Origin of the sequence: Frateuria terrea (assembly GCF_900115705.1) — a bacterium.
In the GTDB taxonomy this organism is placed as follows: Bacteria; Pseudomonadota; Gammaproteobacteria; order Xanthomonadales; family Rhodanobacteraceae; genus Frateuria_A; species Frateuria_A terrea.
The window spans coordinates 80,640-106,861 of the sequence record NZ_FOXL01000010.1; the positions used below are offsets into that span (position 1 = coordinate 80,640).

The 26,222-nt window shown below is 68.4% G+C and carries 23 protein-coding genes; 11 read left to right on the forward strand and 12 right to left on the reverse strand.

Going from position 1 to position 26,222, the window contains the following annotated elements; translation table 11 throughout:
• Nucleotides 1–6 precede the first annotated feature (6 nt).
• The 3 genes from ftsA (at nt 7) to lpxC (ending at nt 3,856) form a co-directional block, all read left to right on the forward strand.
• Entirely contained in the window at nt 7–1,239 is a 1,233-nt protein-coding gene (gene ftsA, locus BMZ38_RS16235; protein WP_091340183.1) for a cell division protein FtsA, read from the forward strand.
• Nucleotides 1,240–1,352: 113 nt separating this feature from the next.
• A complete protein-coding gene (gene ftsZ, locus BMZ38_RS16240; RefSeq protein WP_091340185.1) occupies nt 1,353–2,531 on the forward strand; it encodes a cell division protein FtsZ in 1,179 nt (392 codons plus the stop codon).
• 410 nt (nt 2,532–2,941) lie between these two features.
• Nucleotides 2,942–3,856: a UDP-3-O-acyl-N-acetylglucosamine deacetylase gene (lpxC, locus tag BMZ38_RS16245; protein ID WP_091340187.1), complete on the forward strand. Its 915-nt coding sequence runs from the start codon at nt 2,942–2,944 to the stop codon at nt 3,854–3,856.
• A gap of 219 nt (nt 3,857–4,075) precedes the next feature.
• On the opposite strand, the gene BMZ38_RS16250 is transcribed toward lpxC, so the two are convergent.
• Entirely contained in the window at nt 4,076–4,591 is a 516-nt protein-coding gene (locus tag BMZ38_RS16250) for a DciA family protein (RefSeq protein ID WP_425431895.1), read from the reverse strand.
• On the opposite strand from BMZ38_RS16250, the gene BMZ38_RS16255 reads away from it, so the two are divergent.
• On the forward strand, nt 4,581–5,510 hold the full coding sequence (locus BMZ38_RS16255) for a M23 family metallopeptidase (protein ID WP_091340188.1): 930 nt from the start codon (nt 4,581–4,583) through the stop codon (nt 5,508–5,510). The genes BMZ38_RS16250 and BMZ38_RS16255 overlap by 11 nt on opposite strands.
• A 214-nt stretch (nt 5,511–5,724) precedes the next feature.
• On the forward strand, nt 5,725–8,442 hold the full coding sequence (gene secA, locus BMZ38_RS16260; RefSeq protein WP_091340190.1) for a preprotein translocase subunit SecA: 2,718 nt from the start codon (nt 5,725–5,727) through the stop codon (nt 8,440–8,442).
• 123 nt (nt 8,443–8,565) lie between these two features.
• On the opposite strand, the gene BMZ38_RS16265 is transcribed toward secA, so the two are convergent.
• The 9 genes from BMZ38_RS16265 to BMZ38_RS16305 form a co-directional block, all read right to left on the reverse strand.
• Nucleotides 8,566–9,417 (reverse strand): symmetrical bis(5'-nucleosyl)-tetraphosphatase, encoded by an 852-nt coding sequence (locus tag BMZ38_RS16265; RefSeq protein WP_091340192.1) that lies wholly within the window; start codon nt 9,415–9,417, stop codon nt 8,566–8,568.
• A gap of 58 nt (nt 9,418–9,475) precedes the next feature.
• On the reverse strand, nt 9,476–9,859 hold the full coding sequence (gene apaG / locus BMZ38_RS16270) for a Co2+/Mg2+ efflux protein ApaG (RefSeq protein ID WP_091340194.1): 384 nt from the start codon (nt 9,857–9,859) through the stop codon (nt 9,476–9,478).
• Nucleotides 9,860–9,909: 50 nt separating this feature from the next.
• Nucleotides 9,910–10,692: a 16S rRNA (adenine(1518)-N(6)/adenine(1519)-N(6))-dimethyltransferase RsmA gene (rsmA, locus tag BMZ38_RS16275; RefSeq protein ID WP_091340196.1), complete on the reverse strand. Its 783-nt coding sequence runs from the start codon at nt 10,690–10,692 to the stop codon at nt 9,910–9,912.
• A gap of 25 nt (nt 10,693–10,717) precedes the next feature.
• A complete protein-coding gene (gene pdxA / locus BMZ38_RS16280) occupies nt 10,718–11,740 on the reverse strand; it encodes a 4-hydroxythreonine-4-phosphate dehydrogenase PdxA (RefSeq protein WP_091340198.1) in 1,023 nt (340 codons plus the stop codon).
• Between the two features lie 8 nt (nt 11,741–11,748).
• On the reverse strand, nt 11,749–13,101 hold the full coding sequence (locus BMZ38_RS16285; protein ID WP_091340201.1) for a peptidylprolyl isomerase: 1,353 nt from the start codon (nt 13,099–13,101) through the stop codon (nt 11,749–11,751).
• A 119-nt stretch (nt 13,102–13,220) separates the two neighbouring features.
• Nucleotides 13,221–15,653 carry an LPS-assembly protein LptD gene (locus BMZ38_RS16290; RefSeq protein ID WP_245747323.1) on the reverse strand — a complete coding sequence of 811 codons (2,433 nt, stop codon included), beginning with the start codon at nt 15,651–15,653 and terminating at the stop codon, nt 13,221–13,223.
• Between the two features lie 137 nt (nt 15,654–15,790).
• Nucleotides 15,791–16,711 carry a histone deacetylase family protein gene (locus tag BMZ38_RS16295; RefSeq protein WP_091340205.1) on the reverse strand — a complete coding sequence of 307 codons (921 nt, stop codon included), beginning with the start codon at nt 16,709–16,711 and terminating at the stop codon, nt 15,791–15,793.
• A gap of 10 nt (nt 16,712–16,721) precedes the next feature.
• A complete protein-coding gene (locus BMZ38_RS16300; protein ID WP_091340208.1) occupies nt 16,722–17,282 on the reverse strand; it encodes a cob(I)yrinic acid a,c-diamide adenosyltransferase in 561 nt (186 codons plus the stop codon).
• Nucleotides 17,282–17,881, reverse strand: a complete 600-nt coding sequence (locus BMZ38_RS16305; RefSeq protein WP_175483804.1) for a hypothetical protein — start codon at nt 17,879–17,881, stop codon at nt 17,282–17,284. The genes BMZ38_RS16300 and BMZ38_RS16305 overlap by 1 nt, the downstream gene beginning before the upstream one ends.
• Nucleotides 17,882–17,991: 110 nt before the next feature.
• Between BMZ38_RS16305 and ubiH the strand changes: the two genes are divergently transcribed.
• The 3 genes from ubiH to BMZ38_RS16320 all read left to right on the forward strand — a co-directional run bounded on the left by ubiH (nt 17,992) and on the right by BMZ38_RS16320 (nt 21,268).
• On the forward strand, nt 17,992–19,212 hold the full coding sequence (gene ubiH / locus BMZ38_RS16310; RefSeq protein ID WP_091340213.1) for a 2-octaprenyl-6-methoxyphenyl hydroxylase: 1,221 nt from the start codon (nt 17,992–17,994) through the stop codon (nt 19,210–19,212).
• On the forward strand, nt 19,209–20,414 hold the full coding sequence (locus BMZ38_RS16315) for an FAD-dependent oxidoreductase (RefSeq protein ID WP_091340215.1): 1,206 nt from the start codon (nt 19,209–19,211) through the stop codon (nt 20,412–20,414). Before ubiH ends, BMZ38_RS16315 begins: the two co-directional genes overlap by 4 nt.
• Before the next feature lie 71 nt (nt 20,415–20,485).
• The gene (locus BMZ38_RS16320; protein ID WP_091340218.1) at nt 20,486–21,268 is read left to right on the forward strand and encodes a dienelactone hydrolase family protein; all 783 of its coding nucleotides are present in this window, start codon (nt 20,486–20,488) and stop codon (nt 21,266–21,268) included.
• Between the two features lie 439 nt (nt 21,269–21,707).
• On the opposite strand, the gene BMZ38_RS16325 is transcribed toward BMZ38_RS16320, so the two are convergent.
• Nucleotides 21,708–22,709 (reverse strand): polyprenyl synthetase family protein, encoded by a 1,002-nt coding sequence (locus BMZ38_RS16325; protein ID WP_091340220.1) that lies wholly within the window; start codon nt 22,707–22,709, stop codon nt 21,708–21,710.
• Nucleotides 22,710–22,842: 133 nt separating this feature from the next.
• Between BMZ38_RS16325 and BMZ38_RS16330 the strand changes: the two genes are divergently transcribed.
• The 3 genes from BMZ38_RS16330 to ssb all read left to right on the forward strand — a co-directional run bounded on the left by BMZ38_RS16330 (nt 22,843) and on the right by ssb (nt 25,842).
• A complete protein-coding gene (locus tag BMZ38_RS16330) occupies nt 22,843–24,042 on the forward strand; it encodes an MFS transporter (protein ID WP_091340222.1) in 1,200 nt (399 codons plus the stop codon).
• 64 nt (nt 24,043–24,106) lie between these two features.
• Nucleotides 24,107–25,084 carry a DedA family protein/thiosulfate sulfurtransferase GlpE gene (locus BMZ38_RS16335; protein ID WP_091340225.1) on the forward strand — a complete coding sequence of 326 codons (978 nt, stop codon included), beginning with the start codon at nt 24,107–24,109 and terminating at the stop codon, nt 25,082–25,084.
• A 224-nt stretch (nt 25,085–25,308) separates the two neighbouring features.
• A complete protein-coding gene (ssb, locus tag BMZ38_RS16340; protein WP_091340228.1) occupies nt 25,309–25,842 on the forward strand; it encodes a single-stranded DNA-binding protein in 534 nt (177 codons plus the stop codon).
• A gap of 57 nt (nt 25,843–25,899) precedes the next feature.
• On the opposite strand, the gene BMZ38_RS16345 is transcribed toward ssb, so the two are convergent.
• A partial coding sequence (locus BMZ38_RS16345; protein WP_139202476.1) for a transposase occupies nt 25,900–26,222 on the reverse strand: 323 nt, incomplete at its 5' end.

Consider the following 26,222-nt stretch of genomic DNA (forward strand, 5'->3'; position numbering starts at 1 on the left):
GACCCTATGAAGACGCGCAACGACAAGCAGCTGGTCGTCGGCCTGGACATCGGCACCAACAAGGTGACCGCGATCGTCGGCGAGTACGAGCCGGGCGAACCGATCGAGGTGATCGGCATCGGTTCGCACGTCTCCCGCGGCATGAAGCGCGGCTCGGTGGTGGACATCGAATCGACCGTGCACTCGATCCAGCGCGCGGTGGAGGAGGCCGAACTGATGGCCGGCTGTGACATCCGCTCGGTGTTCGCCTCGATTTCGGGCAGTCACCTGGAGACCAAGAACTCGCACGGCACCGCGGCGATCCGCGACCGCGAGGTCACTCCTGGCGACCTGGAGCAGGTGCTGGAGGCGGCCAGTGCGGTGGCGATCCCGGCCGACCGCAAGGTTCTATATAAGGAGTCGCAGGAATACCGGATCGACGGCCAGGACGGCATCCGCTCGCCGGTCGGCATGAGCGGTGTGCGGCTGGAGGCCTCGGTGCACCTGGTCACAGGCGCAGCTGCCGCGGTGCAGAACATCTCCAAGTGCATCCAGCGCTGCGGCCTGTCGGTCGACGAACTGGTGCCCTCGGCGGTTGCCAGCGCCAAGTCCGTGCTCACCGACGACGAGCGCGAGCTGGGCGTATGCCTGGTCGACATCGGCGCCGGCACCACCGACATCGCGATCTACACGCAGGGCTCGATCCGCTACACCAAGTCGCTGCCGGTCGGTGGCGACCAGGTCACCAACGACATCGCCTATGGCGTGCACACGCCCACCGCGCATGCCGAAGAGATCAAGATCAAGTACGCCTGTGCGCTGGCGCAGCTGGCCCACGCCGAGGAGACCATCCAGGTGCCCAGCGTCGGCGACCGGCCGCCGCGCCGCCTGGCCCGGCAGTCGCTCGCGCAGAGCGTGCAGGCCCGCTACGAGGAAATCTTCGAGATGGTGCAGGACGAGCTGCGCCGCTCCGGCTACGACAGCCTGGTCGCCGCGGGGGTGGTGCTGACCGGCGGCGCCTCGCGGATGGAGGGCGCGCTCGAGCTGGCCGAGGAGATCTTCCACAAGATGGTGCGCATTGGCGTGCCGCAGCACGTCACGGGCCTGGGCGAGGTGGTGGCCAATCCATTGCATTCGACCGGCGTGGGTCTGCTGCTGCATGGCGCGCGCTCCGGCGGCGCGCGCATCAGCCACCCGGTCGGCGGCAGTGTCGGCGGCCTCGTCGACAAGGTGCGCGGCTGGATCACCAGGAATTTCTAAGCGTTGGCGCGGAGCGCCAGCGCGGGGCGAATGGAGGTTCGCCCACCACCTCAGGCCGGCAGGACGCCGGACCTGCGGTTACAACGACAACGAAGCTCTACGGAGGACGGGAAATGTTTGAACTAATCGAAAAACTGGCACCCAACGCGGTCATCAAGGTCATCGGCGTGGGCGGCGGCGGCGGCAATGCCGTGGCGCACATGCTCAGCGCCAACATCGAGGGCGTCGAGTTCGTCGTCGCCAACACCGACGCGCAGGCGATGAAGAACTGCGGCTCGCGCACCCACCTGCAGCTCGGCGCCAATGTCACCAAGGGCCTGGGCGCGGGCGCCAACCCGGAGGTCGGCCGCCAGGCCGCGCTGGAGGACCGCGAGCGCATCGAGGAGATGCTCGACGGCGCCGACATGGTATTCATCACCGCCGGCATGGGCGGCGGCACCGGCACCGGCGCAGCCCCAGTCGTGGCCCAGCTGGCCAAGGAGAAGGGCATCCTCACCGTGGCGGTGGTCACCAAGCCATTCCCGTTCGAGGGCCGTCGTCGCATGCAGGTGGCGATGAAAGGCATCGAGGACCTCTCCCAGCACGTCGATTCGCTGATCACCGTGCCGAACGAGAAGCTGCTGTCGGTGCTCGGCCGGGAGGTCACGCTGCTCAACGCCTTCAAGGCGGCCAATGACGTGCTGCAGGGCGCCGTGCAGGGCATCGCCGACCTGATCACCGCGCCGGGCCTGATCAACGTCGACTTCGCCGACGTGCGCACGGTCATGTCCGAAATGGGCATGGCGATGATGGGCTCGGGCACCGCCCGCGGCGACGATCGCGCCCAGGCGGCGGCCGAGGCGGCGATCAACAACCCGCTGCTGGAGGACGTCAACCTGAATGGCGCTTGCGGCATCCTGGTCAACGTCACTGCCGGCCCGAACCTGACCATGCGCGAGTTCGACGAGATCGGCCGCGTGATCCACGATTTCGCCAGCGAAGACGCCACCGTCGTCATTGGCACCTCGCTGGACCCGGAGATGCAGGACGACGTGCGCGTGACCGTGGTAGCCACCGGCCTCAACCGTGCCGCCGCCACCCGCCAGCCGGTGCGTCCGGTCGCCACCCAGCAGGTGGAGATGCGCCAGCGCCCGCGCCCGGTGGTGCTGCGTACCGGTACCGGCAACGAGGTGGTCGATTATGCCGCCCCGGACGTGGTCGCCTCGCACAAGGCCGAACCGCCGGCAAAGGGCGCCGATCCCAGCTTCGACTACCTGGACATCCCGGCCTTCTTGCGCCGCCAGGCCGACTAAGCGGCACTCACCGGGACTCTTGCGAAAATTGAACAAAACACCAGATCGACTGGTCAGTGCATGACGTTGTCCGGCAGGCATCTATCGCCTGTGTGGTTTTCGTGACTGTCCAGATGGGTGATTTGGAAGTGAAGGCAGCGCGCCGTGGACCGGCGCGCGCACCGGCCGGCAGGGATCCGCTGGCCTGTCCGCCCCCTTGCGCCGGATACCCGTCCTCCCGGCGCCGGGGGCGTGTCGCGATAACTATCTGAGGTAACGGGCTTTTGATCCCCTCTCGTGACCGGGATCACGGATGAAGGAATTCTAAAGAGGCGACCAGACTGTACGGTACGGTTTGCTATTGCTGCAGGTTAAGACTGTGTTAGCATCCGTCCCCTGATTGGCTGCTGCCCACACTGGTACCTATAAAAATGATCAAGCAGCGTACGCTCAAGAACATCATCCGTGCGACCGGCGTCGGCCTGCACACCGGCGACAAGGTCTACATGACCTTGCGTCCGGCCGCACCTAACGCGGGCATCGTGTTCCGCCGTACGGACCTCAACCCGCCGGTCGACATCCATGCGCGTCCCGACTGCGTGGGCGACACCCGCCTGTCCACCACTCTGGTCAAGGGTGACGTGCGCGTCTCCACCGTCGAGCACCTGCTCTCGGCGATGGCCGGGCTGGGCATCGACAACGCGATCGTCGAACTGTCCGCGCCGGAAGTGCCGATCATGGACGGCAGCGCCGGTCCCTTCGTGTTCCTGCTGCAATCGGCCGGCATCGAAGAGCAGAACGTCGCCAAACGCTTCATCCGCATCAAGAAACCGATCAAGGTGCAGGAAGGGGACAAGTGGGCCAGCTTCGAGCCGTTCGAGGGTTTCAAGGTCGGTTTCTCGATCGAGTTCAATCACCCGATCATCTCCAAGCGCACCTCGCGCGCCGAGATCGACTTCTCCACGACCTCCTTCGTCAAGGAAGTCAGCCGCGCCCGTACCTTCGGTTTCATGCGCGACATCGAGATGCTGCGCGAGCACAACCTGGCGCTGGGCGGCTCGATGGACAATGCCGTGGTGCTCGACGACTACCGCGTGCTCAATGAGGACGGCCTCCGCTACGAGGACGAGTTCGTCAAGCACAAGATCCTGGATGCCATCGGCGACCTGTACCTGCTCGGCCACAGCCTGATCGGCGCTTACCACGCGCACAAGTCGGGCCATGAGCTCAACAACAAGCTGCTGCGCACGCTGATCGCCGATCCCACCGCGTGGGAAGAGGTGGTCTACAAGGACGACCCCGCCGTCTCGCCGATCTCCTACGCACATCCGGCCCAGGCGATCTGACCCTGCCGAGGCCGTAATCCCGAAGGCCGCCCGCAAGGGGCGGCCTTCATCATTTCTGTGACGCAAGCCGCCCGCGGAACACGCCTGGCTTCACGCTACGGCCACATCCCGGGGTGTACCTGCCCTACCACCGTGCTATAAACCTTCTACCGCCACGGGGCGGCAAGGGGGAATCGGTGCCCGCCGGGCACTTCGCGAAGGCACGGCGCCCCGCGCCAGTCAGTCCTTGGCGACCGGGAATCCAGCGGTTTCGGCGATGGACGCCAGCTCGAGGAACAGTCCCCTCAGTTCAGGGTCTGTGATTGATGCTGCGGCGGCTTTGAGATGGACGGCTGCGGCAGGCGAAAGCGGTTTTGACCGATTCGGTTCCGTTGGGGCCGGTCGGAGGGGGGCCACTTTCACGGTGACCGAACTGGCGCTCGTGCCGATGGCACGCGCGGTGGCGAGTATCTGCGTCTGCATCAGGCGCAGGCGAGCCGCCCAGGCCGGTGAGGACGCCAGGAAGACGAGGCGGCCGTTGCGCAGGTGGGCGAATCGCACCTGCTCGCGCAAGGGTGTCGGCAACGTCTGGCGCAGGGCACGATCCAACGCATCCAGCTCACCGGCCTTCTTGGCCAGCGAGGCGAACGAACCGCACTCGGCCAGTGGTTTGGGGCCACGGTCGGGGCGGGGAGCGGGGCGATCGGCGCGCTGCATGGTGCCGTCATCTGAAGTGAAAAAATCAATGCAGATCATACTCGTATCCCGCTCCAGGAAAGTACCCCGGACCTTCGATCTCAACCAGCGGCGGTTGCGCTGGCGGCTGGCGGGTCTGGCGTTGGCGGCGGTGATCGGGTGTGGCGTGCTTGGCGCTGCAGTGGCGTTGACCGTGTCCAGTCCGCGCGATCGTGCGCTGGCCGAAATCCACCAGCTCAAGCAGCAGATCCATCGGCAGGACACCCAGTTGGCGGGTGTACGCAAGGATTCCCAGCGTGAGCTCGATGCGTTGGCGGTGAAGCTGGGCCAGCTCGAAGCCCAATCCACCCGCCTCAATGCGCTGGGCGAGCGTTTGACCGAGGTCGGCAAGCTCGATCCGGACGAGTTCAACTTCGACCAGCAGCCCGCGGTGGGTGGCCTCGAGGACTCGGCCGGTAGCGCCTATGCATTGCCGCCGACCCTGGATGCCGGCATCGACCAACTCGCAAGCCAGTTCGACGTTCAGCAGGCGCAGTTGTCCGCGCTGCAGAGCCTGCTGCTGGATGCCAAGATCGATTCCAACCTCAAGCCGACCGGTATGCCCGCTTCGGGCTACATCTCTTCGTATTTCGGCGTGCGCCCGGATCCGTTCGACGGCCACAGCGCACGGCACACCGGCCTGGACATCGCCGTGCCGTTCGGTTCCTCGGTCCACGCCGTCGCCGAAGGCATGGTCACCTTCACCGGCGTGCGCAGCGGCTATGGCAAGGTGGTCGAGATCGATCACGGCAACGGCTACATGACCCGTTACGCGCACAACAGCAAGTTGCTGGTGCATCCTGGCCAGCGCGTGCACGTGGGCGAGGTGATTTCGCAGGCCGGATCGACCGGCCGTTCCACTGGCCCGCACGTGCATTTCGAGGTCTGGTACAAGGGTCGCGTGGTCAATCCGCTGGCCTATGTGAAGAGCCACCGCTAGAGCGAAGTGGTCAACTTGCAGGGGCCGCCCCGAGCGAGCTCCTGCCGACCAGGCGTGCGTCGCCCGCCCCTGCGCAAGGCGTGCGGCATCCGCACGCCACCTCTTGAATCGCTCGCCCCCCGTCGCCATCCCGGCCAGCTGGAGCGGCTGTAGTAACATGTCTCCTTTCGCCCGCGGCCGCCGCGGGCCTTGAGCCTTCACTGACGGAAGATCGATGTTCAATCGTGCCCTGACCAGCCTTTTCGGCAGCCGCAACGAGCGGGTGCTGCGCCAGCTTTCAAAGACCGTCGTGCGTATCAACGCGCTGGAGCCGGAATTGGAGAAGCTGGACGACGCGGCACTGCGGGCCAAGAGCGCCGAGTTCAAGGAGCGCCTGGCCAAGGGTGAACCCTTGGACAAGCTGTTGCCCGAGGCTTTTGCCGTCGTGCGCGAGGGTGCCAAGCGCGTGCTGGGCATGCGCCACTACGACGTGCAGATGATCGGCGGCATGGTGCTTCACCAGGGCAAGATCGCCGAGATGCGCACCGGCGAGGGCAAGACGCTGGTGGGCACGTTGCCGGTCTACCTCAATGCGCTGGAAGGCAAGGGCGTGCACGTGGTCACCGTGAACGACTACCTGGCTCGCCGCGACTCGGCGCAGATGGGCAAGCTCTACAATTTCCTCGGGCTGACCGTCGGCGTGGTTTATCCGGGCATGGACCATGGCGACAAGCACGCCGCCTACGCCGCCGACATCACCTACGGCACCAACAATGAATTCGGCTTCGACTACCTGCGCGACAACATGGCGCTGTCGAAGGAACAGCGGTACCAGCGTGGCCTCAACTACGCGATCGTCGACGAGGTCGACTCGATCCTGATCGACGAGGCGCGCACGCCGCTGATCATCTCCGGCCCGGCCGAGGATTCGCCGCAGCTCTACATGGCGGTGAACAAGATCGTGCCGCACATGGTGCGCCAGCCGACCGAGGAAGGCGCGGGCGATTACTGGGTCGACGAGAAGCAGAAGCAGGTGCACCTGTCCGAAGAGGGCATGGCGCACGCCGAAGAACTGCTGCAGAAAGCCGGCGTGATCGAGCCCGAGACCGGCCTCTACGATCCGAAGAACCTGGCGGTGGTGCACCACCTCAACGCCGCGCTGCGCGCCAACGGCATCTATCAGCGCGACGTCGACTACATCGTGCGCGACGGCGAGGTCATCATCGTCGACGAATTCACCGGCCGCACCCTGGCTGGCCGCCGCTGGTCCGATGGCTTGCACCAGGCGGTCGAGGCGAAGGAAGGCGTGCCGATCCAGCGCGAGAACCAGACGCTGGCGACGGTGACATTCCAGAACCTGTTCCGCATGTACAAGAAGCTGGCCGGCATGACCGGCACGGCCGACACCGAGGCGTACGAGTTCCAGACCATCTACGGTCTGGAGGTGGTGGTGATTCCCACCCACAAACCGATGATCCGCAAGGACAACCTGGACATCGTGTTCCTCAGCCAGGCGGCCAAGTACCGCGCGGTGATCGAGGACATCAAGGATTGCCACAAGCGCGGCCAGCCGGTGCTGGTCGGCACCACCTCGATCGAGGTCTCCGAGCTTCTGTCGGAACTGCTGACCAAGGCCAAGGTGCCCCACGAGGTGCTCAACGCCAAGCAGCACGAGCGCGAGGCGCAGATCGTGGCGCAGGCCGGCGCCCCCGGATCGGTGACGATCGCCACCAACATGGCCGGCCGCGGCACCGACATCGTGCTCGGCGGCAGCCTCGAGGCGGCGCTCGCCGCGTTGCCGGCGGACGCTTCGGAAGTCGACCGCCAGCGCGTCAAGAGCGAATGGAAGAAGCGCCACGAGCAGGTCATCGCCGCCGGCGGCCTGCACATCGTCGGCACCGAGCGGCATGAATCGCGTCGCATCGACAACCAGCTGCGCGGCCGTTCGGGTCGCCAGGGCGACCCGGGCTCCTCGCGCTTCTACCTGGCGCTGGAGGACAACTTGCTGCGCATCTTCGGCGGCGAAGGCCTGGTGCGCTGGATGAAGCGCTTCGGCATGAAGGAGGACGATCCGCTCGAAGAGCGCATGATCAGCCGCCAGATCGAGAAGGCGCAGCGCAAGGTCGAGCAGCACAACTTCGACATCCGCAAGCACCTGCTGGAGTTCGACGACGTTGCCAACGACCAGCGCAAGGTGATCTATCGCCAGCGCGACGAGCTGCTGGAAGGCGAGGACGTCTCGGCCACCATCAATGACATCCGCGAGGACGTGGTCGAATCGATCGTCAATAGCCACGTGCCGCCGGACAGCATCGACGAGCAGTGGGACATCGCCGGGCTTGAGCGTGCGCTGGAGAGCGAATTCGGCATCGCCACCGGCCTGAAGGCGTGGATCGAACAGCAGCACGAGCTCGACGCTGCGCAGATCCGCCAGCACGTGCGAGAGGCGATGGACCAGGCGTTCGCCGACAAGGAGGCGCAGATCGGCGCCGACACGATGCGCCAGCTCGAGAAGCACGTGATGCTGACGGTGGTCGACAACGCGTGGAAGGAGCACCTGGCGAGCATGGACTACCTGCGCCAGGGCATTTACCTGCGCGGCTATGCCCAGCAGGATCCCAAGCAGGCGTTCAAGCAAGAGTCGTTCGAGCTTTTCTCCGAGATGCTCAATCGCATCAAGAGCGAAGTCGTGCAGATGCTGGCCCGCATTCGCATCCGCAGCGAGGAAGAAGTTGCTGCGATGGAGGCCGAGCAGCAGCGCCTGGCAGCGCGCCTGCAGCAGCAGATGCTGGCCAGCGGCGGCGGCGCACCGGTCAATGCATTGGGCAACGATGCCCCGCCACCGGCGAGCGCGGGTACCGTGCACCACGAAGGCCCGAAGATCGGCCGCAACGATCCATGCCCCTGCGGTTCGGGCAAGAAGTACAAGCACTGCCACGGCCAACTGGCCTGACCTGTGCCTGTGCTCCTCCCCCGCTTATCCATGGTGGGGTGAAATGAGGGGGCGCCGGGGCTCGCCTTGAGTCGTCCGCAAGCGAGCCGGGCGGCCCTCCTTTCCGGGAGGGCCGGTGCGGGTTCAGTCGCCCCCGCCCGGTGGCCGCTTGCGGTGCGGCTCGGCGTTCACCGCGATGTACTGGGGATCCTCTTCATCCAGCCGCAGGGCGGTCAGTTGGCCACCCCAGACGCAGCCGGTGTCGATCGCGTATACGCCCAGCCCGGCAAAGCGGCCTAGTGCCGACCAGTGGCCGCAGACCATCTTCACCTCGCGTCGGCGCATGCCCGGCACCGCGAACCAGGGATACAGGCCTGGCTTCTGCGATCCGGGCAAGCCTTTGGCTTCGAAATCGATGCGGCCGTTGACGTCGCAATAGCGCATCCGCGTCATCGTGTTGATGGTTGCGCGGAAGCGCTCGATGCCCTGCAGCCGGCTGGACCACGCCGCAGGACGGTTGCCGAACAGGTTGCGCAGCAGACGCGGATGGCGGGGGCTGGACAGCTCGCGCTCGACTTCCTGTGCCGCGCGCATCGCCTGGCGCAGCGTCCATGACGGCGCCATTCCCGCATGCACCATACCCCAGCCAAGCGCTTCGTCATGGTGCAGCAACTTCTGGTTGCGCAGCCATTCGAACAGCACCGGCGCATCGTCGGCAAACAGCACCTCGCGCAATTCCGGGTTGACTCGCGACTGCGCGTCTGGCTTGCGTTGGGCGATTGCCAGCAGGCTGAGGTCGTGGTTGCCGAGGGTGACCACCACGTTTTCACGAAGTCCGTGGATCAGCCGCAACGTTTCCAGCGACTGGCCGCCGCGGTTGACCAGGTCGCCACAGAACCACAGCTGGTCACGCGCCGGATCGAACCTGAGCTTGTCGAGCAAGCGCGAGAGCTCCGGATAGCAGCCTTGCACGTCGCCGATTGCATATGTCGCCATCAGAACTCGTCCATCCAGAGCCGGTCCATCGCAGACGAACCCTCGGTTGTGCGTTCCATCAGTGCAGGGTGCGCGGTATGGACAGCGTGAACGGCGGGATGGGCGCGTCGAAGCGGGTGCCGTCGTCGGCAAGCATCTGGTAGCTGCCCCGCATGGTGCCCACGGCGGTATCCAGCACCGCGCCGGAGCTGTACTGGTAGCGGTCGCCCGGACGTATCCACGGCTGGTCGCCGACCACGCCCTCGCCGCGCACCTCTTCCACCTTGCCGTTGGCGTCGGTGATCACCCAGTGGCGGGTGAGCAGGCGCGCCGGCACGTCGCCGGCGTTGTGCAAGGTCACGGTGTAGGCGAACACATAGCGGTTGTCGTGCGGCTTGGACTGATCGGGAACGAAGCGGGTTTCGACCTGCACGTCGATCGTGTAGGAGGGTTTGGGATTCATGCGTCGATTGTACGGCCTGTGTGCAGGCCCGCGCGTGTAGGCGGCGCGTCTCAGATCGGCAGCTTGGCCAGGCGAACGAAGTCCTCCGGCGCGAGGGTCTCGGCCCGCGTCCTGGGATCGATGCCGGCGCTGGCGATCGCCTCGCTGTCGAGCAAGGTCTTGAGCCCGTTCGACAAGGTCTTGCGCCGCTGCGCGAAGGCCGCCTTGACGATCGCATGCACGCGTTGCGGATCGGCATCGTGGCGCTCGTGGGCCGCCAGCGGCACCAGCCGTACTACGGCCGAATCGACCTTCGGCGGCGGACGGAAGGCACCCGGCGGCACGGTGAACAGAGGCTCCACGCGGCAGGCCAGCTGCAGCATCACCGACAGACGGCCATACACCTTGCTACCCGGTTCGGCAGCCATGCGGTCCACCACTTCCTTCTGCAGCATGAAGTGCATGTCCTCGATCGCTGCTGCATGGTCGACGCAGTGGAACAGGATCGGGCTGGAGATGTAGTAAGGCAGGTTGCCGGCAAGGCGCACGCGCGGCACGCCCAGGCGCTGCGCCAGGGCAGAGAGGTCCACCTTGAGCACGTCGGCGTGGATGATCTCCAGGGTGCCGATGCCGTCCGCTCGGGCCTGCAGGCCAGGGATCAGGTCGGTATCGAGTTCGATGGCGGTGAGTCGGCCGGCGGCGGCCAGCAGCGGCAGTGTGAGCGCGCCCTCGCCTGGGCCGATCTCGACCACGCGGTCGTCCGCGCGTGGCCCAATGGCACTGACGATGCGTTCGATGTAACGCTTCTCGTGCAGGAAGTGCTGGCCGAAGCTTTTTTTGGGGCGGGCGTTCATGGGGTGTCTCGCAAGCCTTGGCCCCTCACTCCTTGCCCTCTCCCCGAAGGGGAGAGGGGGACGTCGAGGCGCGATGTGCAATGAGTTCGATGGCCATCTGCGTCGCGGCGATCAGGCTGGATGGATCCGCGCGGCCGGTTCCGGCCAGGTCCAGCGCCGTGCCGTGGTCGACCGACGTGCGGATGAAGGGCAGGCCGAGGGTAAGGTTGACGGTGCGGTCGAAGGCCTCGCTCTTGAGCACCGGCAGTGCCTGGTCGTGGTACATCGCCAGCACCGCGTCGTAGCGTCCGCGCTGCGCCGGCACGAACGCGGTGTCGGCCGGCAGTGGGCCCAGCAAATGCATGCCCTGCGCGCGCAGCCTCGCCATCGTAGGTTCGATCACGTCCAGTTCCTCGCGGCCCAGATGACCACCCTCGCCAGCGTGCGGGTTGAGGCCGAGCACGGCGATGCGCGGTTCGGCCAGGCCGAACGTGCCCCTCAGTTCGCCATGCACGATGCGCAACGTGCGCTCCAACGCCTCCCCGGTGATTGCCGTGGGCACCGCACGCAGCGGCAGGTGCGTGGTGGCCAGCGCCACGCGCAACGCCGGACTGGCCAGCATCATGACCACGTCGGTGCCCGTGCGCTGGGCAAAGAACTCGGTGTGGCCACTGAACGGGATGCCGGCGTCGTTGATCGTGGCCTTCTGAAGCGGGGCCGTGACCACGGCGGCGTAGCGCCCGGCAAGGCAGCCGTCGGCCGCTTCGACCAGCGTGGCCAGCACGTGGCGGGCGTTACGCGGATCGGGATGGCCCGGACGCTCTTCGACGGCGAGCGGAATATGCCGCACCCACAGGCTGCCGGCCGCGTGCGCATGTGGCCGGCCGTCGTCCTCGTGCAGCTGGAGCGGCACGCCACAGCGGCTGGCGGCGCGCAGCAGCAGGCCGCGATCGGTGATGGCGACGAGCCCGGCCGCCAGCGGCGTGGCCGCCAGGCGTACCAGCAGCTCGGGACCGACGCCGGCCGGTTCCCCGGCGGTCAAGGCCAGTCGGGGCAGGCCGGCGCTCAAGGGCTTGCTCAGCCCTTGTCCCGCGCGTCCGGATCCTTCAGCGCCGGCACCAGGATGTTCACGTAGGCATCCGAACGCAGCTGGCGCAGGAAGTCGTCATAGGCCTGCTCGGCCTTGCGGTTGCCGATCGCCTGGCGCGCCTGGTTGCGCTCGCTTTCCTCGGTCACGTCGCTCTTGCGCGTGCCTTCCAGCTGCAGGATGTGCCAGCCGGCCTCGCTCTGGAACGGATGGGAGACCTCGCCGTCCTTGAGCTGGGCCAGCTGCTGGGCGATCGTGCCGCCCCACTGGTCACGCTGGAACCAGCCCATGTCCCCGCCGGCATTGGCGGTGGTGGGATCCTTGGAGTTCTCCTTCGCCAGCTTGGCAAAGTCCTCGTGCTTGTCGACGATACGGTTGTACAGGTCCTGCGCCTTCTGCTGCGCCTGCTCGGGGGTGACCAGTTCGCTCGGGCGGATCAGGATCTGGCGGGCGTGGTACTCGGTGACCACCTGGCGGCTGGGCGCGCGCTGGTCGACCAGCTTGATGATGTGGAAGCCGGTGGGACCGCGCAGCGCCGGGCTGACCTGGCCGGGCTTCATGCCGGAGACGGTGTCGGCGAAGGCTGGCGGGATCTCGTCCATCTTGCGCCAGCCGAGGTCGCCGCCCTCGAGCGCGTCCTGCGCATCGGAGTAGCGGATCGCCGCGGCGTTGAAGTCCATGCCGCCCTTGATCGCGTCGATCGCCTGCTGTGCCTTGGCCTGGGCGGCCTGGATGTCGCTTGCGCTGGCGCCGGCGGGAATCGATATCTGGATGTGTGCCAAATGCACTTCGCCCGCCTTGTAGGTCGGACTGTTGAGCAGGTTGCTGATCTCGCTGTCGGTGATGTTGACCGAGTCGCGCACGACGCTCTCGTGCAGGCGCTGGACCATCACCTGGTCGGCCAGCTGGCTGCGGAACGCGGCGAAGCTCTGTCCGCTCTGCTCGACCGCCTGCTGCAGCTGCTCGGGCGTCATGTGGTTCTGCTGGGCGACCGCGGCCACGGCCTGGTCGACATCGGCGTTGGAGACGCGCACGCCCTGTTCGTTGGCCTTGTTGACCTGCAGCTTCATCAGGATCAGGCGGTCGAGCACCTGCCGCTCGAGCACGTCGTCCGGCGGCAGCTGGCCGGGGTTGCTGGCGTATTGCTGCTTGACCGAGCGCACCGCGTCGTCCAGTTCGCTCTGCAGGATGACGTCCTCGTCGACCACCGCGACGATGCGGTCGAGCGGCTGTGTGCCGGAGGCCGTGGCATCGGCCTGCGCCTGCGGCAGCAGCTGCGCCTGGACGGGCAGCGCAGTGGCCGCGGCGAGCGCGAGGAGGAGCAGCGCGGAAGGGTGCTTCATCGGTCGGAAACCTTCACTCGCCTGAAGGCGATGGTTGGAGGGAACGGAGCGTGCGGCCGGTTCAGGCCGGCCTGACAACCGTGGATCGCAACGGCGCCGGAAAGTTCGCGGCCAGGCCGTTACTGATAGCCAAGAATACCACGCCGCAACACGTCCTCGGTCTGGCCGTTGAAGGCACCCAGGCCCTTGAAGATCAGCTCGAACATCACTGCGTTGTTGCTGTTGCCGCGTTCGGTGATCGGGCCGCTGCTGACCACGTAATGGCGGCCGACCACGCGCACCGCGACGCAGCAACTGTCGTATTCCACACCCGCCAGCGCCTCGACCGTGCGCTGGTCGCGGACCGAGTAGACCCAGCGGCCGAGCAGTCGCCAACGCTCGGAGATCGGATAGATCGCCGAAGCGTCGTACTGCTCGACCAGGTTGCGGCGGAAGCGGTAGGAGAAATTGAAGATGCCGTCCGCGCCGATGCGCCGCTGCAGCTCGAGCGAGCCCAAGTCGGTCTGGCGGGTGTTGGGGCTCCACTGGTACTGGCTGTTGAGGCGCCAGCGGTCGTTCAGCTGTACGCCAAGCTGGGCCACGTAGTCCGAGCGGGTCCAGTCGGTGGGAGCTGCGGTGGTGACCGGGCCGTTGGGGAGTTGCACCCGTTGCGGCGCGAAATAGTGGATCTGGCCGATGCTGGCCGAGAGCCGTTCCACACCGTCGTCGTCCAGCAGCCGGGTAGTCAGTGCCGCGGTCAGGTCGTTGGCGTTCATCTGGCGGTCGGCGCCAGAGAACTGGTTGGGCGCGAAAAGCTGCCAGTAGTCGAACGACATCCTGTTGGTGTCAAACAACGGCAGGTCGTCCTGCTGGCGATAGGGCACGTAGAGGTAGTACAGCCGGGGCTCGAGCGTCTGCGTGTAGGTCTTTCCGAAAAGCGAGGTCGAGCGGTCGAAGATCAGGCCGGTGTCCAGGCTGGCGATGGGCAGGGCGCGGCTGGGCGAGCGTTTGTCGAATGGCGAAACCTGGTTGGTGACCAGCAAGCCGCCGTAGCCGTAGCGCTGGTAGCCGCTGTCGAGCTGGTAGGCGGTGTAGCGGTAGGCGAGCTTGGGCCTGACGAACCAGGCCGCACCGCGGAAATCGGCGGCGAAGTACGGATAGAGGTCCAGTCGATCGCCCTCGACCACGCCATCCTTGCGGAATGCCACGGCTTCCGTTTGTGCGCCGAAATCCAGCCAGTGCGTGAGCGGTAGGTCGAGCCCGAGCGTGGCTCGCGGCCAGCGCTTGTATTGCACCACCGTGTCGGGCAGGTAGGGATCGACGTTCTGGTAGCTGTCGGCTCCAAAGGAGGCATTCCACCAGTTGCCGCCGCCGCCTATGTAGGCGCTGGATGCCAGGGTGCCTACCGACGAGGTGTAGAGGTCGTTGCCAAAGTCGCGCACGTAATTGCGGTCGGAGGCGCGGTTGATGCTGGTGGCAAAGGACCACGGTCCGATCAGATGCGTGTTGTCGCCGACCTTCAGCAGCCAGCGGTCGCGCCCCTTCGTCGACGAACCGCCGTTGAGGTCCTCGCCATGGTCGTTCGGCAGGTACTCCGCGTTGAACTGGCCGGCGCTGCCGGGCAGCAGATAGCGGAATTCGCCCGCCAGCAGCGTGCCGCGCTGGGTGTAGATGCGCGGTTCCAGCGTGGCGTCATAGTTCGGCGCGAGGTTCAGGTAGTACGGGATGGAGAACATCGTGCCCGAGCGGTTCGAGCTGCCGAAGGTCGGATACAGGAAGCCGCTCTTGCGCCGGTTGTCGATCGGGAAAGTGAAGTAGGGCAGGTACAGGAACGGCACGTTGGCGAAGCGCATGGTCGCGCCGTGCGCGGTGCCTACGCCGGTCGCCTTGTCGATCTTCAGCTTCTTGGCGCGCACTTCCCACAGGTGGTGGCCGACGTCGCAGGTGGAGTAGGTCACCTGGTTGTAGCGGCTGTGCTGGGCGTCGAGCAGCTCGCCCCGGGCGGCGGTGCCGTTGCCGCGCGACTGCAGCAGCTGGTAGCGCACGTTCTCGGCGACGCCGTGGTTGGCCTGGTTGTTGCCGCGCAGGTGGTCGGCGCTCAGCAGCTCGCCGGCTTCCTGGTAGCGCACATTGCCCTGCGCGTCGTAGTCGGTGGTGGTGTCGTTGTAGTCGACCCGGTCGGCGCGCAGCAGCTGGTCGGCGCGCTCGATACGCACGTTGCCGGAGAGCCGGTAGATCGCACGATTGGAGCTGTCCACATGGGCGGCGTCGACGGCCGTGTCGGAGCTTTCGCGCAGCGTGGGATCACGCGGCAGCGCGGGGTCGTAGAACTCCAGCAGCGCGTTGGGGCGGCACAGCGCAAAGCTTTCCGGCCGCGGGGGGCAATGGAACGCACCCAGCGGGCAGCTCGAAACGGTTTCGCGGCTGGCCGTGGCCTCCGATGCCGGTACGGCCGGCTGTGCGGGCGCCGTGGTCTGGGCTTCGACCGGGCCGCCGGCCAAGGCGAGGGCGGCGGCGACCGCCAGCAGGCGGTGTGGAGGCAAGGCGCGCAGGGTCGTGGGGCTCGGCGTCACGGTGGGCTGTCGGGGTTCGTCAGGACGCGTAAAGCTAGCAGAAAGGCCGCATGGCCGGCAGGAACCGCGCTTTGCGACCATTCCTCTGCGGGAGCGGGGCGGCGCTCGCGGGTGACCGGCGCGCGGTTGCGTTCAGCTCAGCCGACCAACGCCATCACGTGGGCGACGGCACTGGTGGCCAGGGCATCGAGGTCGTAACCGCCCTCCAGGGTCGAGACCACGCGGCCGCCCGCATGGGCGCGCGCGATTTCCAGCAGCCGCGAGGTCAGCCAGGCGTAGTCGTCGGCCCCCAGTTCCAGTTGCGCCAGCGGGTCCGCGCGGTGGGCGTCGAAGCCGGCTGAGATCAGCAGGAGCTGGGGCCGGAACGCGTCCAGTCGCGGCAGCAGCTGCTCGTCCCAGGTCTGCCGGAACGCCAGCGAGCCTGTGCCCGGCGGCAGCGGGGCGTTGAGCAGGTTACCCACGCCGGTTTCGTCCGCGCCCCCGCTGCCCGGATACAGCGGCGACTGGTGGCTGGAGACGAACAGCACGCGCGGCTCGCGCGCGAAGATGTCCTGCGTGCCATTGCCGTGGTGCACGTCGAAGTCGGCGATCGCCACGCGCTCGAGGCCGTGTTCGGCCAACGCATGCGCGGCGCCGACGGCCACATTGTTGAACAGGCAGAAGCCCATCGCCTGGTCGGCGGTGGCGTGGTGGCCCGGCGGGCGCACCGCACAGAACGCACGACTGGCGCGTTCGTCGAGTGCGGCGTCGACGGCTGCGACAACGGCCCCGGCGGCACGCAGCGCCGCCTCGGCCGAGGCGGGCGACATCACGGTGTCCTCATCCAGCCGCAAGACGCCCTCGGCCGGTGCGCTGGCAAGGATGCGCGCCACGTACGCCGGGTCGTGCACCCGCTCGAGCGCTTCGGTGCTGGCCAGTGGAGCCTCGATGCGGTCGAGCGCGGCGAAGCGGTCCCGGTCGAGCGCCGCCAGCACGGCGCGCAGGCGCGCGGGGGATTCGGGGTGGCCGGGGCCGGGGTCGTGCTGCAGGCAGGCCGGGTGGGTGTAGAGCCGCAGCATCGGCGATCCTTCAGCCGCGCGGGCGCCGCTCGTGCTGCCAGAGCACCTCGCCGTGGCCGCCGGCGCGCGCCAGCACGCGGCAAATCACGAACAGCAGGTCCGACAGGCGGTTGAGGTAGCGCTGCGGCTGGGGCCTGATCGCCTCGACGCGCGCCAGCGCGATCACCTCGCGCTCGGCGCGGCGGCAAACGGTGCGCGCCAGGTGGCCACAGGCGGCCGCCATGCCGCCGCCGGGCAGGATGAATTCCTTCAGCGGCGGCAGTGGTTCGTTGAGCGCATCGAGCACGGTCTCCAGGCGCGCGACGTCCTGGTCCTGCACCATCGCCATGCCTGGAATGCACAACTCTCCGCCGAGGTCGAACAGCTCATGCTGGACCTGCGTCAGCGCCTCGCGCACTTCCGGCGGCACGCCATCGCAAGCGAGCACCATGCCGACCGTGCTGTTGAGTTCGTCGACCGTTCCATAAGCGGCCACGCGGGCCGAATCCTTCGGCACCCGCGAACCGTCGCCCAGCCCGGTGCTGCCGTCGTCGCCGGTGCGCGTGTAGATCTTCGACAGGCGGTTGCCCATCAGTGCGTGTGGCGGGCGTGCGCCAGCGCACGGGTCATCTGCGACACCAGCACGTGCAGCGCGGCGCCCAGGCCGACGTACAGCGCCGTCACCTGCAGGAACGGCAGGTACCAGTCGCCCATGTTCTCGAACCACGCGCCAATGCTGCGCGGCGCCGGCACGCTGCTGCTCAACCAGTAGAAGCTGCCGTTGGAGACCACGAAGCAGGCGGCCTCGCTGACCAGCAGCGCGGCCACGGCCAGGCCCAGCGTGGAGAGCTTGAGGCCGGCCTGGCGACGGGCCAGCCAGCTGCCGCCCAGCCACAGCGCGCCATAGGCGGCGACCAGGAACCAGTAGGCCGGCGACACGCAGTAGTGGCTCCAGAAGTTCAGGCCCTGGCTGGTGATCACCAGGTAGTCGACCAGCACGGCCTCGGCCATCAGCAGCGGGAAGGCCCAGCGGCCGGCGCCGCGCAACCAGAAGCCGGCCAGGAAGAACACGCCCCAGGACGCGTCCGGAAGCGCCTCGAAATGATGCAGGTGCATCGCGCCGCGGGTAACGGCCATCACCAGGGCGAGTGCCGGGAAGATGCCGAGGCGCTGGGTTCGCGTCATAGCCATGAGGGTGCTCCGTATGCAGGCGGCGTGAAGGTGGAGAAGGCGAACGGATAGTTTAGCCGAAGCCCGTCCGGCCCATGCGAGGCCCGCGTGTTCGGCCGTATCATCCGCACATGACTGCACCCCATTCCCCACGCGGGCCCGTACTGATCGTCGGCGGCGGCCTGGTTGGCGCCAGCCTGGCGATCGCGCTGGATGCGGCCGGTGTCGACGCCATGCTGGTCGAGGCCGCGTCGCCACGCGCCGATGCGCAGCCCAGCTACGACGAACGCAACTTGGCGCTGGCCCGCGCCACCGTCAACGGACTGGAGGCGATCGGCGTGTGGGCGCACGCACGCGGGCGCGCCACGGCGATCGAGCACATCCACGTCAGCCGGGCAGGCGAGTTCGGCAGCGTGCGGCTGGATGCGCGGGACGCCGGCGTCAATGCGCTGGGCTGGACGCTGCCCGCGCGCGAGCTGGGCGCTGCGCTGCTGCGCCGGCTGGAGGACTGCACGCGGTTGCAACGCCTCGCCCCGGCGAGGCTCGAGGCGTTCGAGCCATTGGCCGACGGTTGGCGCGCGCGGGTACACGGCGACGAAGGCGTGCGCCACATCGATACGCCGCTGCTGGTCGGCGCCGACGGCACCGCATCCTTCGTCCGCGAGCGACTTGGCATCACCGCCGACACCTACGATTACGGCCAGACCCTGTTCGTCTGTACGGTCACGCCCGAACGCAAACACGGCCATTGCGCCTATGAGCGGTTCAGCGACGAGGGGCCGGTCGCCCTGCTGCCGCTGGCCGAAGGCCGCTGCGGCCTGGTGCTCACCGTGCCGGGCGCGCAGGCCGCGGAGGTGGCGACCATGGACGATGCCCACTATCTGGCGCTGGCGCAGCGCCGTTTCGGCTGGCGGCTGGGCCGGCTCGGCCGCCCGGGAAGACGCTTTCCCTATGCCATCCATCGCGTCGCCGCCGCTCGCCTCACCGCGCCACGCGCCGTGCTGGTCGGCAACGCCGCGCAGACCGTGCACCCGATCGGGGCGCAGGGCTTCAACCTGGGCCTGCGCGATGCATTGACCCTGGCCGAACTGGTGGCGGCCTCGGGCGACCCGGGCAACGAGCGCATGTTGGCCGCCTACGCGGCGCGGCGGGCGCCGGATCGCGAAGGCACCATGGCGATGAGCCATGGTCTGGTGCAGCTGGCCTGCCTCTCGCAGCCCTGGCTGGCGCCATTGCGCTCGCTCGCACTGCTTGCCTGCGACCGTGTGCCGCCGCTGAAGGATGCGCTGCTTCGCCGCGGCATGGGTTTCCGCGGCGAGCCGCCGCAGGCCGTGCTGGAGCGCACGCCATGAACCGGCCCGAATCGCGCCGCCGCGCGCCGATGCTGGACGTGGCGGTGGTCGGTGGCGGCATGGTCGGTGCCGCCGCGGCGCTGGCACTGGCCCGCGCTGGCTTCGCCACTGCCCTGCTGGAGGCCCGGCCGCCGGCGATCTGGCGTGAACAGGACGAGGTCGACCTGCGGGTGGTCGGCCTGGCCGCATCGTCGGTCGCGCTGCTTGCCGAGTTGGAGGTCTGGGCGTCCATTCGCGACCGCCGCGCCGCGCCTTACCGGCGAATGCACGTGTGGGAGGCCGCCGCAGGTGCGTCGATCGACTTCGATGCAGCCACCGAAGGCCGTGCGTGGCTGGGCTGGATCGCCGAGAACAACCTGGTGCAATGGACCCTCTGGCAGGCGCTGGAGGCGGCCGGCGTGGAGCGCCTGTGTCCGGCCCAGGTGAGCGGCTACCAGGTCCTGGAGGACCGCGTGGTGCTGGAACTGGACACAGAGGATGCCGGCGGCCTGTCGGCACGCCTGCTGGTCGCCGCCGATGGTGCCGGCTCGCCGTTGCGCCGGCTGGCCGGGCTGGACACGCACGGGCATGACTATGGCCAGCGCGGCGTGGTCGCGCATGTCGCCACCGACCGCCCGCACCAGCACACCGCATGGCAGCGCTTCCTGCCCGGCGGGCCGCTGGCGCTGCTGCCGCTGTCCGACGGCCGCAGTTCGATCGTGTGGTCGCTGCCCGAGGCCGAGGCGCAACGGGTGCTGTCGCTCGACGATGCGGCCTTCTGCGACGAACTCGGCGTGGCTAGCGACTTCCGGCTGGGGCGGGTGCTCGCGACCAGTCGCCGCGCCGCCTTCCCGCTCAAGCTGCAGCTTGCCGATGCCTACCAGGCCGAACGCCTGGTGCTGCTTGGCGACGCGGCGCACGCGGTGCACCCGCTGGCCGGGCAGGGCGTCAACCTGGGCCTTCGCGACGTAGCGGAGTTGCGCGATACGCTGGTGGCCGCGCGCGAGGCCGGCCGCGATATCGCCGCGCCGCACGTGCTGCGCCGCTACGCGCGCCGCCGTCGCAGTGCCGACACGCTGGACGCGTGGAGCTTCGATGCGCTGGGCCGCATCTACGCCTGGCAGGCGCCGCCGCTGGTGGCCGCGCGTGCGCTGGGCGTGCGGCTGGCGGACCGGCTGGCGCCGCTCAAGCGCCGCCTCGCCGCGCACGCCGCGGGTCGCTGATTCCCAACCGACGGCCGGAGGCCGTGGACCCTGGCGCGGAGCGCCGACCCTACCCCTGCGGAGCCGTCATCATGCGTCGCATCCTGTTCGCCCTGCTTTCGCTTCCCCTGGCCTTCGCTGCCTCGGCGAAGATGGTGCATCGCTCCGTCGAGTGGACCGACGGCGGCACCCGCTTCCACAGCGTGCTGGTCTACGACGACGCCGGCGCGGGCAAGCGGCCCGGCCTGGTGATGGTGCCCAACTGGTACGGCGTGAACGACCAGGCGGTCGGCAAGGCCGAGATGATCGCCGGCAAGCAGTACGTGATCCTGCTGACCGACATGTACGGCGAGGGCGTGCGGCCGGCCAACGACGACCAGGCCAAGACCGCGGTGAAGCCGCTGTACTCCGACCGTGCGCTGATGCGCCACCGGGTCAACCTCGCGCTGGCCCAGCTCAAGGCCCAGGCGGGCACCGCGCCGCTGGACCTCGGCCGGCTCGCCGCGATCGGTTTCTGCTTCGGCGGCTCGGCGGTGCTGGACCTGGCGCGCAGCGGTGCCGACCTGGCCGCGGTGGTGTCCTTCCACGGTGCCCTGCAGGCGGGCCAGCCGGCCTTGCCCGATCATTTCAAGGCACGCGTGCTGGCCATGAACGGCGCCGACGACCAGGGCACCATGCCCGACGCCGGCCATTTCATGGACGAGATGCGCGCCAGCCAGGCCGACTGGCAATTCGTGGTGCTCGGCAACGCCGTGCACTGCTTCACCGAGGTCGGCGAGAACTCGCCCGGTTGCAAGTACGACGCCCGCGCCGCGGCGCGCAGCTACCGGATGATGCGCGACTGGCTGGATGCCGCCTTCGCCAAGCGGCCCTGAGGGCCCGTGGGGTGGCGGCGGCGGGCTGAAGCCCACCATGCGGCTGCATCGCTACGGCGCGGCGGACACGCGACCGCGGCCACCGCGCTTGGCTGCTAGAGCGCCGCGTCGGCGCGTGCAATCAGTTCGTGGGTGCGCTCGCCAGGCTTGAGATGGGCCACGCCGATGCTGGTGGTCAACGTCAGTTGCGCGCCGTGCCACATCACGGCAGCTTCCCGATGGCCGTGCGCATTGCCTCGGGGCGGGACTGTCCCAGCGTGACCAGCCCGAAGGCGGCGGCTTGGCGGCGGGCAGCGACTGCGAAAGCACCAGCATCAGTAACAGGGCCGCCAGCCTGCCGCGCGGCATCGGCGACGGCAGCCTCATCGGCGGCTCCCGCAGCGACTGTGGCACGGGACGCAGCCCGCGGGAGCGGCCGGCTGCGCGCCCCGCATGTTTCTCAGGCGCTGCGCTCGACCGCGTAGGCGGCCAGGGCGTCCAGCGCGTCGCGGTACGGCGACGCGGGCAGGGCGGTGAGCGTCTCGCGCGCGGCGTCGGCGTGCGCCACGGCACGCTCGTGCGTACGCTCAAGAGCGCCACAGCGGCGAATCGTGGCGAGCACGCGGTCCAGCGCGCTGAGGTCGCCGTGCTCGATCGCCCGGCGCATCGCCAGCGCGTCCTCGGGCGTAGCCTGCCCGAGCGCGTAGATCACCGGCAGGGTCGGCTTGCCCTCGGCCAGGTCGTCGCCGATGTTCTTGCCCAGCGTGTCGGCATCGCTGGTGTAGTCGAGCAGGTCGTCTGCGATCTGGAAGGCGTAGCCCAGCTCCATGCCGTAGCGGCGCAGCGCGGCGACCTGGTCGGCCGGCAGACCGCCCAGCAGGCCGCCCAGTTCGGTGGCCGCGGCGAACAGCACGGCGGTCTTGCGTTCGATCACCGCCAGGTAGGCCGCCTCGTCGACGTCGGCATTGCCGATGTTGAGCAACTGCAGCACCTCGCCCTCGGCGATCGTGTTGGTGGTGTCGGCCAGGATGCGCATCACGCGCATGTCGTCCAGCTCGACCATCAGCTGGAACGAGCGCGAGTAGAGGAAGTCGCCGACCAGCACGCTGGCGGCATTGCCCCACAGCGCATTGGCGGTCTTGCGGCCGCGGCGCAGGTCGGATTCGTCGACCACGTCGTCGTGCAGCAGGGTAGAGGTATGGATGAACTCGATCACCGCAGCCAGCTTGACGTGCTGGGCGCCGGCATAGCCGGCCGCACCGGCGGCCAGCACGTGCAGCATCGGGCGCAGGCGCTTGCCGCCCCCGGCGATGATGTGGTCGGCGATCTGGTTGATCAGCACCACGTCGGAGGCCAGTCGCGCACGGATGAGCGCGTCCACACGCTGCATGTCGGCGGCGGCCAGCTCGCGCACGGCGGCGAAGTCGGCGGTTCGGCTGGCGTCGGCGGGCATCGGGTGCATGGGTGTCCGGGTGGCAAGACGGGCGATTATAGGGCCATGCCCGGCGCGTGCGGCGGCGCGACATGGCGCCGCAATCGCATGCCGGAGCGGCTCCGTATAATGGGCAGATGCCCCGTCTTTCCCAGCCGTCCCGGTGAGCAAGCTCTCGCCGCTCGAGCGCCGCAGCGCGCTCACCCTGGCCTGCGTGATCAGCCTGCGCCTGTTCGGGCTGTTCCTGATCATGCCGGTGTTCTCGCTTTACGCGAAGCAGATGCCCGATGCCAGCGGCCTGCTGATCGGCCTGGCGCTGGGCGTATACGGGCTGGGCCAGGTACTGCTGCAGATCCCGCTGGGGCTGTTGTCCGACCGGGTCGGGCGCAAGCCGGCGATCACCATCGGTCTGCTGATCTTCGCCGTCGGCGGCCTTGTCGCGGCGATGTCGCACACCCTGCTGGGGATCGTGGTCGGCCGCGCGCTGCAGGGCATGGGCGCGGTGGCCGGTGCCGGCACTGCGCTGGCCGCCGACCTGACCCGCGAGGACCAGCGCGGCAAGGTGATGGGCATCATCGGCGTGTCGATCGGCGTGGCCTTCCTGCTGGCGCTGATCCTGGGGCCGCCGCTGGAGGCGGTCGCCGGGCTGCCCGGCCTGTTCGGTGCAACCTCGTTGCTGGCGCTGGCGTCGCTGGCGCTGCTGTGGCTGATCGTGCCCACGCCCGAGCGGGCCAGGGCGCCCGCCGCGGCCAGCCTGGGCGGTGTGCTGGCGATGCTGCGCGACAGCCGGCTGTTGGTGCTCAACGGTTCGGTGTTCTTCCTGCACCTGCTGCTGACCGCGTGTTTCGTGGGCCTGCCTCTGCTGCTGGTCGATCGGCTGCACCTGCCGGTCGAGCGGCACTGGGAGCTGTACCTGCCGGTGATGGCGATCGCCGCCTTCGTGATGGGCGCGGCGCTGCACCGGATGAAGGAAATCGGCCAGAGCCTGCGCATCGTGCTGGTGTGCGTGGCCGCGATCGGGCTGGCGTTGCTGGGCTTCGCACGGTCCGGCGGGCACGTCGCCTGGCTGGGCGTATCGGCCGCCGCGTTCTTCTCGGCCTTCAACCTGCTCGAGGCGGCACTGCCGAGCCTGGTCTCGCGACTGGCGCCGGCGCACCTGCGGGGTGCCGCGATGGGTGCGTACTCGACCAGCCAGTTCATCGGCGCGTTCGTCGGCGGCGCCATCGGCGGCATCGCGCTTGGCCGGTTGGGAGTGAGCGGCGTGTTCCTGTGCGCCGCGGCCGCCACGCTGCTCTGGTTGCCGCTGGTGGCGTTCGGCGCCCGCCGCATCGCCGCGCGGACCCTTGCCGAACAGGCGGCCTGACGGGATTGCGTAGGGTGTATGTCGCCCCCATGTGCGGCGGCATCCACCCAACTTGAGCCGGACCGTGGCCCACCAGATCGTCGCGCTGATCGCCGAATACGGCCTGCTGCTGGTTTTCCTCAACGTGCTGGTCGAGCAGGCCGGATTGCCGCTGCCGGCCGTGCCGACACTGGTGGTGGCCGGCGCGCTGTCCGCCGCCGGACGGTTGCCGCTGTGGGGCGTGCTGCTGGTGGCGCTGGCCGGCTGCCTGATCAGCGACTTCGCCTGGTACGCAGCCGGGCGCCGCTACGGTGCTGGCGTCATGCGTACGCTCTGCCGCATCTCGCTCTCGCCCGATTCCTGCGTCAAGCAATCGGAGCTGCGCTTCCAGCGCTGGCGCGCGCCGGTGCTGCTGGTCGCCAAGTTCGTGCCGGGGTTGTCCACCGTGGCACCACCGCTGGTCGGCGCGATCGGCCTGGCGCCGCGCGTGTTTCTGCTTTTCGACGTGCTCGGTTCGCTGCTGTGGGCGGGTACGGCGCTGGCGCTGGGCTATCTGTTCGCCGACGGCGTGGAGCGCGTGCTGGCAGCGCTCGAGGGTACTGGCACGCTGGCGGTCGAACTGCTGGGGGCACTGCTGGCGGCCTACATCCTGCTCAAATGGTGGCAGCGACGGCGGTTGCTGGTGGCGCTGCGCATGGCTCGGATCGAGGTGGACGAGCTGGCGCAGGCGCTGCGCTCGGCGCGGCCGCCGCTGGTGTTCGACGTGCGTGCCGCCGGCTCGCGCGAACTCGATGGCCGCGCCATACCGGGCGCGCTCGCCTTCGATCCGCTCGCCCTCGATGCGCTGCTGGCCGGTGTGCCGCGCGAGCGCGAGCTGGTGCTCTACTGCAACTGTCCCAACGAGTTCTCTGCCGCCCGTGCTGCGCAATTGCTCAAGGCACAGGGTTATCGCCAGGTGCGTCCGCTGCGCGGCGGGCTGGATGCCTGGGCCGCGGCCGGCCATGCGGTCGAAGGGGTGCAGATCGAGGCGCCAGCGCCGCAGCGCGCGTCGCCGGCGGTCTGAGGAGATCGCCTAAGCTGAACCGCCCGATCTTCCCTGCGAAGGGGACGGGGGCTGCCGACAGGTGGATAGGGTGGTTCCGCCAATGACACGCGGCGGACGCGTACACACCCCCGGCGCGCGGGAAGGGGCGGGCCGGTATGATAGGGATCGCCCCGCCGGCCCGCCGGCGGGAATTTCTTGACGAGGCGGGCGCGCGCCGGCCGCCAGAACAGCGAGGAACCCCCATGGCACGCGGCATCAACAAGGTCATCATCGTCGGCAACCTGGGCGCTGACCCGGAGGTCCGCTACACCGGCGGCGGCACCGCGGTGTGCAGCCTCAGCGTGGCCACCTCCGAGCAGTGGACCGACAAGCAGTCCGGCGAGAAGCAGGAACGCACCGAATGGCACCGGGTGAAGCTGTTCGGCAAGCTCGCCGAAATCGCCGGCGAGTACCTGAAGAAGGGTCGTCAGGTCTACATCGAAGGCTCGCTGCGCACCGACAAGTACACCGACAAGAACGGCGTCGAGCGCTACAGCACCGACATCGTCGCCAGCGACATGCAGATGCTCGGTGGCATGGGCGGTGAAGGCGGTGGTGGCGGTGGCGGCGGTGGCTTCCGCGAGCGCCCGCAAGGCGGCCAACGCCAGGGCGGCGGCAACTACAGCGGCGGCCAGTCTCGCGGCGGCGGTAACGACTACGACAGCGCCCCGCGCCAGAACGCCCCGGCTCCGGCCGAGAGCGGTGGCGGTTTCGACGACGACGACATTCCGTTCTAGAACCGACCCGTGCACCTGGCGACAAAAGGCCCGCAGCGATGCGGGCCTTTTTTTGGTTCATCGCGGAATGCCGGGGAAGGCGGCACGGATCTTCAGGAAGAAATAGTCCTGATCCCGGTAGCCGTAGGCCCGGCGCTTGATGACCTTGATCGTGTTGTTGATGCCTTCGACGACACTGGTGTTGAGCGGGTACCGGCATCGGGAAAGGATGCCGTGCAGATAGGCCTTGAGCCGTTGCGCGAACAGCGCCAGCGCGGCGATGCCGCTGCTCATGGCCTGTTCGAGCCAGTGTTCCCATGCTTGCTTGGCCCAGCCCGGCCGACGGTAAAACCACAGCCGTTTCAGCTCGTCCCGCATGAGATAGGCGGTGAGCAGGGGTT

Coding starts and splice junctions, on each gene's coding strand:
- ftsA (WP_091340183.1), top strand. CDS start 7: ATGAAGACGCGCAACGACAAGCAGCTGGTCGTCGGCCTGGACATCGGC.
- ftsZ (WP_091340185.1), top strand. CDS start 1,353: ATGTTTGAACTAATCGAAAAACTGGCACCCAACGCGGTCATCAAGGTC.
- lpxC (WP_091340187.1), top strand. CDS start 2,942: ATGATCAAGCAGCGTACGCTCAAGAACATCATCCGTGCGACCGGCGTC.
- BMZ38_RS16255 (WP_091340188.1), top strand. CDS start 4,581: ATGCAGATCATACTCGTATCCCGCTCCAGGAAAGTACCCCGGACCTTC.
- BMZ38_RS16250 (WP_425431895.1), bottom strand. CDS start 4,591: ATGATCTGCATTGATTTTTTCACTTCAGATGACGGCACCATGCAGCGC.
- secA (WP_091340190.1), top strand. CDS start 5,725: ATGTTCAATCGTGCCCTGACCAGCCTTTTCGGCAGCCGCAACGAGCGG.
- BMZ38_RS16265 (WP_091340192.1), bottom strand. CDS start 9,417: ATGGCGACATATGCAATCGGCGACGTGCAAGGCTGCTATCCGGAGCTC.
- apaG (WP_091340194.1), bottom strand. CDS start 9,859: ATGAATCCCAAACCCTCCTACACGATCGACGTGCAGGTCGAAACCCGC.
- rsmA (WP_091340196.1), bottom strand. CDS start 10,692: ATGAACGCCCGCCCCAAAAAAAGCTTCGGCCAGCACTTCCTGCACGAG.
- BMZ38_RS16285 (WP_091340201.1), bottom strand. CDS start 13,101: ATGAAGCACCCTTCCGCGCTGCTCCTCCTCGCGCTCGCCGCGGCCACT.
- BMZ38_RS16295 (WP_091340205.1), bottom strand. CDS start 16,711: ATGCTGCGGCTCTACACCCACCCGGCCTGCCTGCAGCACGACCCCGGC.
- BMZ38_RS16300 (WP_091340208.1), bottom strand. CDS start 17,282: ATGGGCAACCGCCTGTCGAAGATCTACACGCGCACCGGCGACGACGGC.
- BMZ38_RS16305 (WP_175483804.1), bottom strand. CDS start 17,881: ATGGCTATGACGCGAACCCAGCGCCTCGGCATCTTCCCGGCACTCGCC.
- ubiH (WP_091340213.1), top strand. CDS start 17,992: ATGACTGCACCCCATTCCCCACGCGGGCCCGTACTGATCGTCGGCGGC.
- BMZ38_RS16315 (WP_091340215.1), top strand. CDS start 19,209: ATGAACCGGCCCGAATCGCGCCGCCGCGCGCCGATGCTGGACGTGGCG.
- BMZ38_RS16320 (WP_091340218.1), top strand. CDS start 20,486: ATGCGTCGCATCCTGTTCGCCCTGCTTTCGCTTCCCCTGGCCTTCGCT.
- BMZ38_RS16325 (WP_091340220.1), bottom strand. CDS start 22,709: ATGCACCCGATGCCCGCCGACGCCAGCCGAACCGCCGACTTCGCCGCC.
- ssb (WP_091340228.1), top strand. CDS start 25,309: ATGGCACGCGGCATCAACAAGGTCATCATCGTCGGCAACCTGGGCGCT.